Annotated in this window: 10 protein-coding genes; 9 read left to right on the forward strand and 1 reads right to left on the reverse strand. The window is 74.2% G+C overall.

Translation table 11 applies throughout. The features are described 5' to 3' along the window. Positions 1-170: 170 nt before the first annotated feature. The gene (locus RBJ65_RS05405; protein WP_306323453.1) at positions 171-995 is read left to right on the forward strand and encodes a hypothetical protein; all 825 of its coding nucleotides are present in this window, start codon (positions 171-173) and stop codon (positions 993-995) included. Between the two features lie 83 nt (positions 996-1078). Here RBJ65_RS05405 and RBJ65_RS05410 read toward each other — a convergent pair whose 3' ends face one another. Further along, positions 1079-1264, reverse strand: a complete 186-nt coding sequence (locus RBJ65_RS05410; RefSeq protein ID WP_010061466.1) for a DUF6104 family protein — start codon at positions 1262-1264, stop codon at positions 1079-1081. Positions 1265-1441: 177 nt separating this feature from the next. On the opposite strand from RBJ65_RS05410, the gene RBJ65_RS05415 reads away from it, so the two are divergent. The 8 genes from RBJ65_RS05415 (at position 1442) to fxsT (ending at position 14839) form a co-directional block, all read left to right on the forward strand. After that, positions 1442-1888, forward strand: coding sequence for a CU044_2847 family protein (locus tag RBJ65_RS05415; RefSeq protein ID WP_306323454.1), 447 nt, complete (start codon positions 1442-1444; stop codon positions 1886-1888). 68 nt (positions 1889-1956) lie between these two features. Next, positions 1957-3981 (forward strand): trypsin-like peptidase domain-containing protein, encoded by a 2025-nt coding sequence (locus RBJ65_RS05420; RefSeq protein WP_306323464.1) that lies wholly within the window; start codon positions 1957-1959, stop codon positions 3979-3981. Positions 3982-4156: 175 nt separating this feature from the next. Next, positions 4157-5185 carry a MoxR family ATPase gene (locus RBJ65_RS05425; RefSeq protein ID WP_306323455.1) on the forward strand — a complete coding sequence of 343 codons (1029 nt, stop codon included), beginning with the start codon at positions 4157-4159 and terminating at the stop codon, positions 5183-5185. A 4-nt stretch (positions 5186-5189) separates the two neighbouring features. Then, the gene (locus RBJ65_RS05430; RefSeq protein WP_372342325.1) at positions 5190-8612 is read left to right on the forward strand and encodes an SAV_2336 N-terminal domain-related protein; all 3423 of its coding nucleotides are present in this window, start codon (positions 5190-5192) and stop codon (positions 8610-8612) included. A gap of 40 nt (positions 8613-8652) precedes the next feature. Further along, on the forward strand, positions 8653-8904 hold the full coding sequence (gene fxsA, locus RBJ65_RS05435) for an FxSxx-COOH cyclophane-containing RiPP peptide (protein WP_306321895.1): 252 nt from the start codon (positions 8653-8655) through the stop codon (positions 8902-8904). A gap of 206 nt (positions 8905-9110) precedes the next feature. Further along, positions 9111-10274 (forward strand): FxsB family cyclophane-forming radical SAM/SPASM peptide maturase, encoded by a 1164-nt coding sequence (locus RBJ65_RS05440; protein ID WP_306332109.1) that lies wholly within the window; start codon positions 9111-9113, stop codon positions 10272-10274. Further along, a complete protein-coding gene (locus tag RBJ65_RS05445; RefSeq protein WP_306321893.1) occupies positions 10271-11698 on the forward strand; it encodes an HEXXH motif-containing putative peptide modification protein in 1428 nt (475 codons plus the stop codon). Before RBJ65_RS05440 ends, RBJ65_RS05445 begins: the two co-directional genes overlap by 4 nt. 129 nt (positions 11699-11827) lie before the next feature. After that, entirely contained in the window at positions 11828-14839 is a 3012-nt protein-coding gene (fxsT, locus tag RBJ65_RS05450; protein ID WP_306321892.1) for an FxSxx-COOH system tetratricopeptide repeat protein, read from the forward strand. The last annotated feature ends 62 nt before the right edge of the window (positions 14840-14901 follow it).

Genomic DNA, 14901 nt, shown 5'->3' on the forward strand with positions numbered 1-14901 from the left:
CTCGACGCTCGGAGTGAACGCGCCATATCGCGTCCCCTGTCAAACACGATATATCGCGGATCCGGGAAGTCAAGAGTGTCGCGAAAGTTCGGAGCGGGGCGGCGCCCCCCCCGCCGTGCACGGGTGAGCAATTGCTGCGTAAATGCCCGAACTTGTCCTAGCGTGGGGCCATGTCGTCCCTCGAACCCGCCGGTGCGCTGCTGCTCTGCCGCGCCGAACCGTCCGTCGTAGGACCCGCCGCCCAACTGCTGCGCGAGCGGATGCTGCTCACCAGGTCCGGGCCAGAGTGGAGCGTCCTCGTGCCCGAGTCGAAGCCGTGGCTGTCCATGGAGGACGGCGGCGGCGAACCCGTCGACCGGGTGCTCGGCGGCTGGGCCGGGGCGCTCGCCGTCGGTTCGAACTGGCCGGTGCTCGCGCTGTGGTGGGACGCCGACCGCAGCGGATTCACCCTGGCCTCCGGCTTCCGGCGCCCCGTCGGCTACGAGTGGCTCGCGAACGGCACCCCGGTCGGCGAGGGGGAGGCGCTGCGCACGTTCGCCGCGCGGCTCGGCCTGGACCCCGTACTCGATCTGCAGGCCCTCGAAGCGCTCGCGAAACCGGACAGCGACGCCGACGCGCGCGCCCGCATGCTCGGCCTCCTCGCGGTCCTCACCCGCACCGGCCTCACCCTCCCCACCGGCCTCACCCCCGGCGAACCGGCCGACCGGCTGCGCGAGGTCGCCCGGATCCAGCCGGACGCGCGGCAGATCACCTGGTCGGGCTGGCGCGACGCCGTGCACGCCGAGCTCGACGTCATGGAGGCCACGAGCCTCGGCGCCTGGTTGCGCGGCCCCAGGGCCCGGCTGCTCGCCGCGGCGCAGCTCGCGGCGGGGCTGCCGCTCACCGTGCACGGACTGCGCCGCCGCAGCGGCGGCTGGACCACCGCGGGGGCGCTGCTCCTGCTGCACGGGGCGCTCGGATTCGCGTACGAGAGGGTGCGCGCGGCCCGCGACTGACCGCCACCCCGCGTGCGTAACGCGACTGACCGACGCCCACGCGCGCGTACTGGCCGACGCCCACGCGCGCGTAAAGAGGCCGCCTACTCGTCCTCGTCGTCCTCGTCGTCGAGCCGCGCCAGCCACGTGGCGAGGCGCTCCACCGGGACCTCGAAGTCCGGGTTGAGGTCGACGAAGGTCCGCAGCTGCTCGGCGAGCCACTCGAAGGTGACCTCCTCCTCGCCGCGCCGCTTCTCCAGCTCTTCGATGCCGCGGTCCGTGAAGTACATGGGGCTGTTTCTCCTGCGTGCGGGGCCCACGCGGGTGCGCGGGCGGGGTGTGACTGCCCACCAAGCGTATGGGGAGCGCCGACCTTGGAGCCCGCCCGAGGGGTAGCCCCCGCCCCGGCAGGGAAGGACCCTTGTCCCGCAAGGGAGCCACGGGGGAACGGGAAACGGGGGATCGGTATGGGGCAGGAAGCGACCAAGGTCGCGCGGATCGCGCTGCCGGACGGGACTCCGGTGTGGGCCCGGATCTCCGGCGAGATCGATGAACTGGCCGTGCGTGAAGGGGAGTTGTCGTACACCGACACCGCGTTCACGGACCGTGTGGAGGCCAGCGTCGAGAGTCTGAACGCACTCGTGACGGGAGTCGCGCGCTCCCTCGCGCGGCCGCTGCGCGCCGTGCGCCCCGACGAGGTGAGCGTCGAGTTCGGCGTCGAGCTCACGGCCAAGGCGGGCAAGGTCGTGGGGCTGCTCGCGGACGGTGAGGCCAAGGCGGGCATCAAGGTCACGCTGACCTGGAACGATGGACCCCCCGACCTGGAGGACCCGGAAGAGCCCGCCCCCGGCGCACCCCCCGGCGCCCCGGCGCACGGGGGAGTCGATCCGACCGGCACCGGGGCCGGAGCATGACACCAGGGCGCGACGGGGGCGCGTCGGGGACGCGGGATGCCGCCCTCCATGCGCTGCGTGGCCTCGTCATGGCGTCGACCGTGCGCATTCATCGCACGAGGGCCGGGTATGCAGCGGACGGACCCGAAAGCTTCGTCGGGAGCGGCTTTTTCGTCGCCCCGAACTGGGTGCTGACCTGCGCACACGTGGCGCGCGGCGGAGGAGGGGGCGAGCTGGCGGTGGCCTACGAGACCGGACCGGGACACGGCACCTCCCTCGTGCCGGCGGAGGTCGTCGCCACCCTCCCCGAGCACATCGAACAGGCGATCCCCGGCAGCTGGCCCGCACCCGACCTCGCCCTCGTGCGGCTGCGCGAACCCGTCGACCACGAATGCGTCTACGTAGCCGAGCGGCCCGCCGCGTACTACAGCGAGGGGGAGGTCTTCTACGCCGGATGGACCGTCGTCGACGGACGGTTGTGCAGGCTCGACGGACCGATCGCCGTCAAGGGCACCATCGGTGACTGGTCGCCCGGGGTGCAGCTGCGCCTCGGCGAGAACGACCTCCCGTACGGGATCTCCGGAGGCCCCGTCGTCGACCCGGTGCGCGGCGAGGTCATCGGCGTACTGAAGTCGCGCGCGGATCACGGGCGGGGCGGCACGTCCATCGGGATCGAGCATCTGCGCACGCTGCCGGACCCGGTGCCGGGGCAGGCCGTGCGGGCCGAGCACGACGACCTCTACCAGGCCGTCTGCCACGCCCACGACCGCTACCACCGGGACCGCCAGCGGCAGTCCCACCCCGACCGCGACACGTGGGCCGATGTGCAGAGCCGGCTCGGCGCGCGGCCGGGCCGGACGCTCACCGCGGGCGAGCGCGTCCAGTTGCTCGGCCGCCTCGCCGACCTGCCGCCGCCGGTCAGCACCCGCAATCTGCTCGACATCCTGGACTCGCTCCCGGAGTTCGAGGGCAGCACCCCGTTGCCGTCCCCGCGCGGCTGGCGGGACGGGCTCGGGGCGCTGTACGAGGGCGCGAGCGACGACGGCGTGCGCGGGCTCGTGCTCGACTACGCGATGCGGGCCCTGTCGGCCGAGCGGCCGTTCGTCACGCCGGGCACGGCGGCCGCCGAGGAGGCCCTGTGGGACTGGGTGCGGCAGACCGCCGAGGGGTGGCTCGACACGGCACGCCGACGGCGCATCGAGAAGCAGCGCATCACGCGCCTCAAGGACCGCAGGCCGCCCGGCGCGCGCCCGGAGCGGACCGCGGACCGCGCGCCCCGCCCCTCCGCCCTCCTCGAACTCGTCGAGCGCGGCTGGGAGCGCGAGCACTGGGACTGGCAGCTGTACGTCACCAGGCCCGACGGCGCCCGCGACTGCGTGCGCCAGGAGGAGCGCACCCCGACCGAAGCGCTCGCCGAGCGGCTCGCCGCGCCCCTGGCGGAGGCCTTCCGGCAGTGCGACGAGCCGGACTGGCCCGCCGTGCTCCAGGTGGTGCTGCCGCACAACCGCCTCGACCTGCCGGTGGACGGCTGGCGGCTGCGGCCCGACGAACCGCCGCTCGGCGTGCGTGGCCCCGTCGTGCTGCGCTGCGGGGACCGGGACCGGCTGCCGGGGGAGCGCGGGTTCGTCGAGTTCGACCCGGGCTCGCCCGAGTGGGACGCGGACCGCGCCGACCGCTGGCGCTGGCTGCACGCGCACAGCGCCCGCGCGGAGATCCTCGACTGCGACGACGGCGTGCCGAGGCCCGTACCGGAGAGCGGGGAGTTGCGAAATCTGTCGCCCGGATCCGTACCAGTGATGTGTCGCTACGGAGAGCACCGCTACGAGGACGACACCGAGGCCCTGGCCCGGATACTGCTGGGCGGCTTCGGTGTGGCCCTGTGGCGCCGCGGCCCGGCCCGCTCGGCCGCGGTCTGCGGCGAGTTCCACCGGGGCGCCGCCGTCACGGTCGCGGACGCGCGCGGGGCGCGGCAACTCCCCGAGCGTGTCCACGAGTTGCGCCGCAAACTCGTGGCGAGCCGCACGGAGGCGTACTGGGCCGACGGCATCGCCCTGTTCTACGACGACCCGAACCAGCCCCTGCCGGGCACCGGAGAACTCCTGGAGGCGCCGTGATGCCGTCGGGTATGCCCGCCGTGGCCCCCACGGCCGCCGCGGAGTCCTTCCGGTCACCTCTCCACGGGGCCCTTACCAGCGCCACGAAGCATCGATACCGTGAGGCACGTCCCATCGCCTGCCCTGCTGGACGACGAGTGACGACTGGACGACGAGTGACGACGAGGACCGGATCATGACCGAATCCAGTGAGTGGCTCATCTACCGTGGCGCCGGCGAACCCCACGAGGGCCTCGACCGCCTGCCCCCGCCGCCGCCCTGGCGCGACTTCTCGGGGCGACAGGGGCGGGAATCGGGCGCGGGCGACGGCTCCGAGGACCGCAGGCTCGGCGCGAACCGGCACTTGGCGGAGCTGCACAGGCCCGGCGCCGAAGAGCTCGAAATGATCAACGCGGCGCTGTATCTGCGCCGCCCGCTGCTCGTCACGGGCAGCCCCGGCGCAGGAAAGAGCACCCTCGCGCACTCGGTGGCGTACGAGCTGGGTCTTGGCAACGTACTGCGCTGGTCCATCGTCAGCCGCTCCACGCTCCAGGACGGGCTCTACCACTACGACGCGATCGCCCGCCTCCAGGACGTGCAGATCGCGGCGCAGGGCGGGTTCGGGGCCGCGGCCGGGTCGCCGGGGGCCGTCGAGGGGATCGGGAGCTATATCCGGCTCGGGCCGCTCGGGACGGCGCTGCTGCCGTCGCCGACGCCGCGCGTGCTGCTGATCGACGAGCTCGACAAGAGCGACATCGACCTCCCGAACGACCTGCTGAACGTGCTGGAGGAGGGCGAGTTCGCGATCCCCGAGCTGGAGCGGGTCGCCGACCGCCTCCCCGAAGGGGAGGCCGAAGTGCTCACCGCCGACGGCGTCAAGGTGCGCGTCCGCGACGGCCGGGTGCGCTGCAACGCCTTCCCGTTCGTGGTCCTCACCAGCAACGGGGAGCGCGACTTCCCCGCCCCGCTGATGCGCCGCTGCATCCACCTGGAACTCGGCAGGCCCGACCACAACCGGCTCGCCACCTTCGTACGCGCCCACCTCGGCGACGAGGCGGCGCGCTCGGGCGACGACCTGATCAGCCGCTTCCTGGAGCGCTCCCGCAGCGAACTCCTCGCCGCCGACCAGCTGTTGAACGCGCTGTACCTCACCGACGCGGCCACCCCCACCAGCCGCGACCGGCTCGCCGACCTCCTGATCCAGCGACTCGACCGCCCGAGGTGAAGCGGTGACCCCCGACGCTACGGCGCGTCAGGGTCCCGGTTCGCCCTCGGAACCCGGACGCCAGGGCGGCGACCCTGTCGCCGAACTCATCACCAGGCTGCGGCAGATCGGGCTCGACCCCGACGCCGAAGGCCTGTGCGACGCCCTGTGGCTGGCGCGGTACGCCCGCGCGGCGCGCGCCGCGGACGAGGAGGAGCCCGCGCCCGGCGAGCGGCCCACCCGCGAAGGGGCGCGGCCGACGCCGTCGCCGGTCACCCCGCACACCGAGCCGCCGGAGCCCGCGACCGAGCCGCCGACGCCGCGACCGCGCGGCGAGGGCGCCGACCGTCGGGTCGCCCTGTACCCGGTGCCGCGCTCCGGCCAGGACCGACCGCGCGCCGGTGGCCGCGCCGCCCCGCTCCCCATCGGCGTCCCCGCCGCGCCCGCGTTCCCCGCCCCGCTCGAACTCCAGCGCGCGCTGCGGCCGTTGCAGGGCTACCGCAGCGCCGCCCCGCCGCTGCGCAAGGTGCTCGACGAGACGGCGACCGCGGAGCGCACCGCCCGCGCGGGCGGCCTCGTGCTGCCCGTGTTCCGCGCGGTGACCCGCGCCGACGCCCGGCTGCACCTCGTCATGGACGCCTCCTCGTCGATGCGCGTGTGGGACCGGATGTTCGCGGAACTGGAGCAGGTCTTCGGCCAGTTGGGCGCCTTCTGGGACATCCAGGTCAGCTATCTGCACGAGGGCCCGGACGCCGAGGCCGCCGTCAGCCGCAGCCCCGAGCTGTACGCGGCGCCCCTGCACTCGACCGACCGGCTCAGCGACCCCTCGGGCCGCCAGGTCGCCGTCCTCGTCAGCGACTGCGCGGGCCCGCTGTGGCGCAGCGGCCGGGCCCACCGCCTGCTGCACCAACTGGCCAGGCAGGCCCCCGCCGCCGTGCTCCAGCCACTGCCGCAGCGCATGTGGAACCGGACCCGGCTCCCGGTCTCGTACGGGGAGTTGAGCCGCGGCGACGCCGTGGGCGGGGCCGCCGCGCTGCGCGTGCGCACGGCGTCCGGGCCCCCGGCGCAGGCCCGCGCGGGCGCCCTCCCGGTGCCCGTCCTGCCGCCGGAGCCGGTGGCGCTCGGCGCGTGGGCGCGGCTGCTCTCGGGGGCCGGGGCGGGGCCCGTCTCGGGGGCCGTCGGCTGGGTCAGGGCGGACCAGCGGCAGGCGCCCGTGGGGCGGCAGGCGCAGCGGCCCTCCGTGCTCGAACTCGTCTCCCGGTTCCGCTCCACGGCCTCTCCGGACGCGGGACGGCTCGCCGGATTCCTGGCGGCCGCCCCGCTGTGCCTGCCGGTGATGCAGCTGGTGCAGCGGACCATGCTGCCCGGCTCAGGCCCGTCCGAACTGGCCGAGGTGCTGCTCAGCGGGCTGCTCACGCGCGCCAAGGAGGACCACGGGGACGGCGGCGGCGACGGCGTCCAGTGGTACGAGTTCGCGCCGGGCGTGCAAGAAGCGCTGCTCGGGCCGCTCGGCAGGGACGAGGCCGTGCTCGTACTCAAGCACTGCTCGGAGTACATCGAGGCCCGCTTCGGCAAGGGCGGCCCCAACTTCCCGGCCCTCGCGCTCGCCCAGCTCGGCGACGGCGACAGCGGCGGTGAAGGCGGCGCGGGAAGCGGCGGAGGAGGCGCGGGAGGGGCCGGCGGCCCGGGGCGCCCGTCCGGCTCCGGATACCGGTCCGCGCACGGCGTCGGCGGCGAGAACGGGGAGCACAGCGCCGAGGACCTCGTGCCGCAGCCCTTCGCCGAGGTCGCCGCCAGGGTCCTGGAGCGCTTCATGCCGCTGCCGGAACAGTTCGCCCAGTACGGGGCCGGGGGCCACGACGGACCGCAGGAGGCGCCGCCCGCGCACTCCGCCGTCACCCGCGCCCGCGAGCTCGCCGCGCGCTTCGACGGGGCGGGCATGGTGCAGGACCTCATCGACGCCGTGCAGCTGCTGCGCGGCGCCACCGAACACGAGCCGCAGGCGGACCGGAACTTCGAGCTGTGGGCCGAGTACGCGCACTGCGTGCTGCGCCTGTGGGAGGTGCAGGGCGGCGCCGAGCTCTTGCGCGAGGCGGAGCGGGCGGCGGAGCGCGCCTCCGCGCACCCGCACGCGCTGCGCGAACGGGCCGTCCTCGCGCGCGTGCTGAGCACCGCCGCCACCGACCGCAGGCGGCGCGGCGACCGGCGCGGCGCCCTCGAACTGCTGCAACGGGCCGACCGGGAGTACGCGGTGGCGTGCTCCGCGCCCGACCTGGAGGAACAGGAGGCGCTGCGCCTCACGCTGGAGCGGGTCGGCGCCCTGGAGGCGCAGTGGCGGCTCGGCGGCGACAGCGCGCTGCTCCAGGGAGCCGTCGGCATGCTGGAGGCGTTCGTCGACGCCTGGCCGGGACACCGCCATCCGCCCGAACTGCCGCTCGCCCACGGCCGGATACTGCTGCGGCTGTCCGGCGTGACCTCCGACCGCGAACAGGCCCGCCGGTACGCGGAGCAGAGCGCGCAGTCCCTGCGCGAGGGCCTCGACGGCGACCCGGAGGCCATCGCCGCCCTGCCGAGGGACCGGATCGCCCTCGACCTGGTGGACGCCCTCCTCGCGGCGGGCGGCGCCCTGGACGAGGCGCAGGCGCGCGTCGAGGCGACGCTGCCGCTCGCCACGGAACAGGCCACCCGGGCCGCCCTGCTGGTGCGCACCGGGCGCATCCACGTGGCGCGCTTCGAGGAGACCGGCGATCCGGGCGAACTCCAGGAAGCGGCAAGGAACTTCGGCAACGCCGCCGACCGCCTGCCACGGGAGACCCCGGCCCACGTCGACGTACTCGCCGAATGGGGCGCTGCCCTGCTGCGCCGCGCCGAACTGGAGCCGGGAAACCGGGCCCAGCAGTACGTCTCCCGCGCCATCCGGATCCTCCGCGACTGCCGCGCCGAGACCCCCGCGGGCAGCCCCGGGCTGGCCGGCCGGCTGCTGCTCCTGGGCCGCGCGCTGATGCTCCGCTACCGCGCGCGTGCCGACCGCGTCGACCTGCGGGAGGCCGAGCACATCCTCGGGCTCGCCGCGGCCGAGGCCGACGACCCGCTGCTCGCGGCGCGGTGCTGGCTGGATCTCGGCGAGGTGCAGTACGAGGCGTACCGGAGCCTCGGCCGCCCCGCCCGCCTCGACGAGGCCGTGGAGACGTTCCGGGCGGCGGCCGACTGCGCACGCGAGGCCGCGGAGGAGGCGGAGACCGGCGGGCGGCGCCAGGAAGCGGTGGAACTCGGCGCGCGGGCACAGCACTGGCGGGGCATGTCCTACGAGGCCGCGGCCCGCCCGAGGGCCGCCCGCGAGGCATACCGTGCGGCACGCGCGGGATGGTCGATGCTGCCGGAGGGCAGCCTGAGTACAGGAACGCCGACGGCTCGGGACACGGCAGAGCGTCTGGCCGCGCTGGAGTGACTGGAGTGAGCGGTCGGCGAAGGGACGCGAGGGGGACACGGTGAACGCACACGACGAACCGCGAGACGCCACAGGGGAGCCGGCAGGGCCTCCGGAAGGGCCTCCGGAAGGGGCTCCAGAAGGGGCTTCAGACGGGGCTCCAGGAGGGCCGCTGCCCGACCTGACGACGCTGGCCCTGAAGGACCTGACGGCTGTCGAACACCCCGTACTGCGCGAGGTGTTGGGCGAGCTGCGGGAGCGGGTCGAGCGGCCCGGCGAGACGCTCTGGGGATTCAACAGCTCCTTCGGCTGACCCACCACGAAACCGGCCGAACGCGCCGCGCAGGCCGGGAGCCGGGCTGCGCGGTTTCGGTCGCGTGCTCAACCGAATCGGACAGTTCGAACGCACCGTGTTTGCGGCCGCCACCACGACGGTAAGCGGTCCTCTGCGAACGCGGTCGTGACACGTGCGTACGACATGGGGGTGCAGGTGTGTCGGAAGAGGCCGCTCCCCACCCAGTGCCCGAACCGCCGTTCCCCTTCCGGCAGTTCATCGTCAAGGTGCACGGCCGCTGCAACCTCGCCTGCACCTACTGCTACCTCTACGAGGGCCCGGACCACACCTGGCGGACCCGGCCCGCCGCCGCGTCCGCCGAGGTCCTCGACCGCACCGCGACCCGCATCGCCGAGCACGCCCGCGCCCACGGGCTGAGCGCGCTCTCGCTGGTGCTGCACGGCGGGGAGCCGCTGCTGGCCGGGGCCGCCGCGCTCGGCGCCTTCGCCGACCTGGTGCGCGAGCGCGTGCCCGCCGGATGCACGGTCCGCGCCACCGTCCAGACCAACGCCACCCTGCTGACCGAGGACCGCCTCGCGACCCTCGCCCGGCACGACGTGAGCGTCGGTATCAGCCTCGACGGCGGCACCCCGGCCGGAAACGCGCGCCGCGTCGACCACGCGGGCCGCCCGTCCTGGCCCGCCGCCGCGCGCGGCGCCCGACTGACCGCCGAGCGCTTCCCGGACTCGTACGCGGGCGTCCTCACGGTCGTCGACCCCGAACAGGACCCGGTGGAGACGTACGACTCCCTGCTGGCCCTCGGCTCGCCCGCCCTCGACCTGCTCCTCCCGCACGGCAACTGGTCGAACCCGCCGCCCCATTGGGACCCGACGGGCACGGTGTACGGGCAGTGGCTGTGCGACGTCTTCGACCGCTGGTGGGAGGCCGGGCGCCGGGCCACCCGGGTCCGTCTCTTCGAGGAGTGCATCGCGCTGCTCGCGGGCCTTCCCGCGGCCACGGAGTCGCTGGGCCTCGCGCCCTTCGACGCCGTGGTCGTCGAGACGGACGGCTCGATCGAGCAGGCGGACTCCCTGAAGTCGGCCTACGAGGGCGCGGCCGCGACCGGCCTCGACGTCTTCCGCCACACCTTCGACGAAGCCCTCGGACACCCGGGGGTGATCGCCCGGCAGACGGCCGTCAAGGCGCTGTCCGGGCAGTGCGGGGTCTGCCCCCTGCTGACGGTCTGCGGGGGCGGCCAGTACGCCCATCGCTACCGGGCGGACAGCGGCTTCGAAAACCCCTCCGTGTACTGCGCCGACCTTCAGCGGTTCATCCGTCATGTGGCCGCGCGGATCGCGGGGCAGGCCGCTGCCGCCGCCCCGGCCCCTGGCGAAAGGAGCACGCCGTGACGCTCTCGGAGGTCCCGGACCGGGCCCTCGACGAACTCGGCCGGACCGAAGGCGGCCCGGACACGCTCGCGTTCCTCGTCCGCGACCAGGACACCCGCCGGCTGCTGCTGCTCCGCGCCCTCCTCGACGCGGCGGACGCGGCGGACCCAGCCGTGTGCTCCCCGGACCAGCGGGCGCGCCTGAAGGACGACTGGGCGCTGCTGGCCGCGTCGGAGGACGCGCCGCGCCCGCCCGGGCACCCGGCCGCGTCCCCCGCCAGGGACCGGGTCCACTACCCGCTCACCGGACCGTGGGCCCTGAGCTGCCTGCGCGGCCTCGACCGGGCTCCGGGGCCCGCCGACCCGGCCGAGGCGCGTCAACTGGCCCTTGCCCTCGGTCACTTCGGCGCCCTCGCCACGGTGTCCGCCGCACGCGCCGGACTGTCCTTCACGACACGCCTGACCGCCCACGACGGGACGCTGAACCTCCCGTCCCTCGGCAGCCTGCGCGCCGCCCCGACCGGCGACGTACCGGTCGAAGTCACCGCCACTGCCGGTCGGTTGACGTTCCATCAGGAAGAGGAGGCCGACGTCGTCGTCTTCCTGGAGCGCGGCTTCGGGGCCTGGTCGGGGGCGCGCGCCTGGACACCCGCGCACGCGCTGCCCGGACTGACCCCCGGGGCCGCGCCCATGCCCCTGGACGACCTCGACCCGTACCGCGCGGACCCCGCGCCCCACCGCCCCGCCCAGAGCGGCCCGACGACGCTGGACGACGCCGAACGCAAGCGCTGGCTGACGGCCTGGTCGGGCACCGCGGCGGCGCTGCGCACGGGCGGCGAGCACCGGCTGACGGAGGCGCTCGCGCTCCTGAGGTGCCTGGTCCCCCTCGAAATGCCCCCGGGCGCACGCGGGCACGGCGGGTGCAGCGCCACGCGCCGTGAGGCGTTCGGCGCCCTGCTGAGCAGCACCCCGCCCTCGCCCGCCGCCTTCGCGGCCACCCTCGTCCACGAACTCCAGCACGCGAAGCTCGCCGCCCTCAGCGACGCCCTGGTGCTCCACCAAAGCGACCCCGAAGCCCGCTACTTCGCCCCCTGGCGCCCCGACCCACGGCCGTACGACGGACTCCTGCAAGGCGCCTACGCACATCTCGCACTGGCCGACTTCTTCCAGCGCCGCGCGCTCACCCCGGCCTCCCGGGGCGAACCCGCCTGGACCCAGCACAGCCGCTACCGCGCCCAAGTGGGGGCCGTGCTGCCGGTGCTCGTCGGATCCCCGCACCTCACCGTGCGCGGGCGCCGGTTCGTCGACCAGATGGTCGTCGCGTACGAACGGATGGCCGCGCACCCCGCGCCACGTGGGCATACGGCGCGCGCCGAGGCCTATGTGGACGCCGCGCGCGCCCTGTGGCGTCAGCGTCAGTCTTCGGCCACCCGGCCAAATGAGTGAAGTTGGCAGCCGACCGGCGTTCCACTGCGCGAAGATCCTGGTGCAGAGGCGTAGTTGACGGTGTGCCACTTACCAGCATCGCGCCGAGGTTCTACGATTTTTTTGCCACTACGCGCAGGAGGCCGCCGCATGTCTGGAACTCGTAAGCCGGTCGGGTCGACCGTGGGAGAAGCCGGGCCGCGGACGGTCACGATCAGCTTCGCCGGGTTCAACCGTGCCTGGGCGGCCTGGATCGGCGACCGACTCGAACGACGCGGCCTGCGCGTGGTCTACCAGCGCTGGGAGTCCCCGGCCGAGACACCCCTCGTCGACCTGCTGCGGGACCTGAGCCTTGCCGAGGGCCGGATCCTCATCATCGTCAGCGAGTGGTACTTCCAGCTCGGCCCGCGCACGCACGAGGAGTGGAACGAGGCGCTGCGCGAGGTCGTCGCGCCCGACCCCTCCCGCTTCGCGGCCGTCTCCCTGACCACCGCCCCCGTACCGTCCGCCGCCGCCGTGCTCGGCGCGGTCGGCCTCATCAACCTGGGCGCCGAGGAGGCCGAGCGGCGCCTCCTCGAACGCCTCGACCTGCCGACGGACCCGCTGACCGAGCCCTCCGACGGAGCGCGCCGCGGCCCCCGCTTCCCCGCCACGATGCCCGAGGTGTGGGGCGGCGTCCCCCGCCGCAACACCCGCTTCACCGGCCGCGAGCAGCTCCTCAACGAGGCGTACCACCGGCTGACCTCGGCCGAGTCGGGCGCGGGCGTGCTCACGCTGCACGGCATGTCGGGCGTCGGCAAGACACAGCTCGCGGCCGAGTACGTGTACCGCTTCGGCTCCGAGTACGACGTCGTGTGGTGGGTCAACGCGGAGAAGCGCGTCACCTACCGGCGCGGCCTCGCCGAACTCGCCCCCAAGCTCGGCCTCCAGACCGGCCAGGAGTACGGCGAGCGGCTCCGCGCGGTCCGCGACTCGCTGCGGCGCGGCGAACCCTACGCGCGCTGGCTGCTGGTCCTCGACGGCGCGGACGACCCCGAGCAGATCTGGGACCTGGTGCCGACGGGCCCCGGCCAGGTGATCGTCACCTCCCGCAACCCGGAGTGGAGCGAGCACAACAGCATGCTGCTCGACGTGCCGGTCTACCGGCGCGAGGAGTCCGTGGCGTTCATCAGGCGGCGGGCGCCCCGGCTCTCCGAGGAAGAGGCGGACCGGCTCGCCGACGCCCTGGAGGACCTGCCGCTGCTCCTCGACCAGACGGCCGGCTGGCTCAACGACTCGAACCTCTCGGTCGAGGAGTACATCGGCCTCCTCGACGGCGGCATCGACCAGGACGTCGTCAGGGTGTCGGCGGACTTCCCCGTCGCCTTCCAGACCGCCTGGTCGATACTGCTGAACAAGCTCCGCGACACCGTCCCCGAGGCCGTCGACCTGCTGCGCCTGTGCACGTTCTTCGCGCCAGGATTCATCCCCGTACGACTCCTGCGGGAAATGCCGAGCGACGACCTGCCGGAACAGGTCGCCGGGCTGCTGAACGATCCGCTGCTGTGGAACAAGGCGATCAACCAGCTGCGCCAGTACTCGGTGGTCCGCCTCGAATCCCACGAGTTGGGCGCGGAATCGACGGCCTCCTCCGGGGAGTCCCTGTACCTGCACCGCATGGTCCACCAGATCGTGCGCGCCGACATGCCGGAGGAGGACCGCCGCGAGTTCGTCGACGTCGTGCGGCGGGCCCTCGCCGCCGCCGACCCGCGCAGGCCGAGCGACACCCGGCTGTGGCCCGGCTACGCCGAGATCGTGCCGCACCTGAAGTACGCGGACGTGCTCCAGAGCAAGGACCCCGGCGTCCAGACACTGGTGCTCAACTCCCTGCGCTACATGTACTTCTCCGGCGAGTACACGGCCGGCATCAAGCTGGGCGAGCGCGCCCTGAAGGCCTGGCGGGAGCTGCTCGGCGAGAACCATCCGCGGATCTGGGAGCTGACCTTCCACTACGTCAACGTGCTGCGCTCCGCCGGTGACTACGAGCGCACCGAGGTCCTCGACCGCGCCGCCGTCGAGCACCTGCGGGAGACCCGGGGGCCGGACGACCTGGAGCACTTGCGGGCCGCCAGCGGCCTCGCCGCCGACCTGCGCGGCCTCGGCCGCTACGAGGAGGCGCTCGAACTGTGCCGCTGGGCCCTGACGGCCTATCAGGGACTGCTCGGCGACCAGGACTCGCGCACCCTGAACGCACAGAACAACGTGGCCGTCACGCTCCGGCTGCTCGGCCAGTACGCCGACGCCCTCGACCTCGACCGCCAGGTCCTCGAATCGCGCCGGACCCTGCTGAAGGGCCGGCACCCCTGGACGCTCGACTCCCAGATCTCGTACGCCATCGACCTGCGGCTGACCGGCCGCTACGACGAGGCGGAGTCGAACCAGGCCCAGAGCCTGCGCGAGAACCGGCTCGTGATGGGCGAGAGCAACCCCCAGACCCTCAAGGCCGAGTACAACCTCGCGCTCTGCCACTACCGCAGGGGCGAGCGCGTGAAGGCGGGCAAGCTGTTCGCCAGCGTCCTTGAGCGCGGCGAGCGCGTGCTGGGCGAGACCCACCCGTGGACCCTCGTCTTCGCCTCCGCCCAGAGCTGCTTCGCCCGGGAGGACGGCGACATCGACGAGGCGCGGGAGCTCAGCGAGGCCATCGTCGCCCGCTACGAGCTCACGCTCGCCGAGAGCCACCCCTTCGTCGCGGGCGCCCGCGCCAACCAGGCGCTGATCCTGCGCAACGTGGGGGAGCGGGAGCACGCGCACGACCTCATCGAGCGGTCCCTCGCCGACATGACCGCGGTGGCGGGCGAGAACCACCCCTGGACGCTCGGCTGCGCCATCAACGCCTCGGCCCTGCGCAACCTCGTCGGGGACACCGAGTCCGCCGCCCAGCTCAGCAACGACACGGTCACCCGCGCCATCGAGGCACTGGGCCGCACGCACCCCCTGACGCTCTCCGCGCGCACCGCGCTCGCGGCCGACCTGCGGGGCCTGCGGGAGCGCCGCAAGGCGGAGAAGATCGAGCAGGAGACCCTCTCGGACCTGGAGGCGACGCTCGGCAGGCAGCACGTGCACACCATCTCGGCGCGCGCCCGCAACCGCCCGCACTGGGACTTCGAACCCCAGACGACCTGAGCCCGTCCCCGTACGCCCGAAGGCCCGGCCCCCTCGAAAGGGGACCGGGCCTTCGACCTTGC

The sequence above is a fragment of the Streptomyces sp. KL109B genome, assembly GCF_030766935.1.
Classification (GTDB): domain Bacteria; phylum Actinomycetota; class Actinomycetes; order Streptomycetales; family Streptomycetaceae; genus Streptomyces.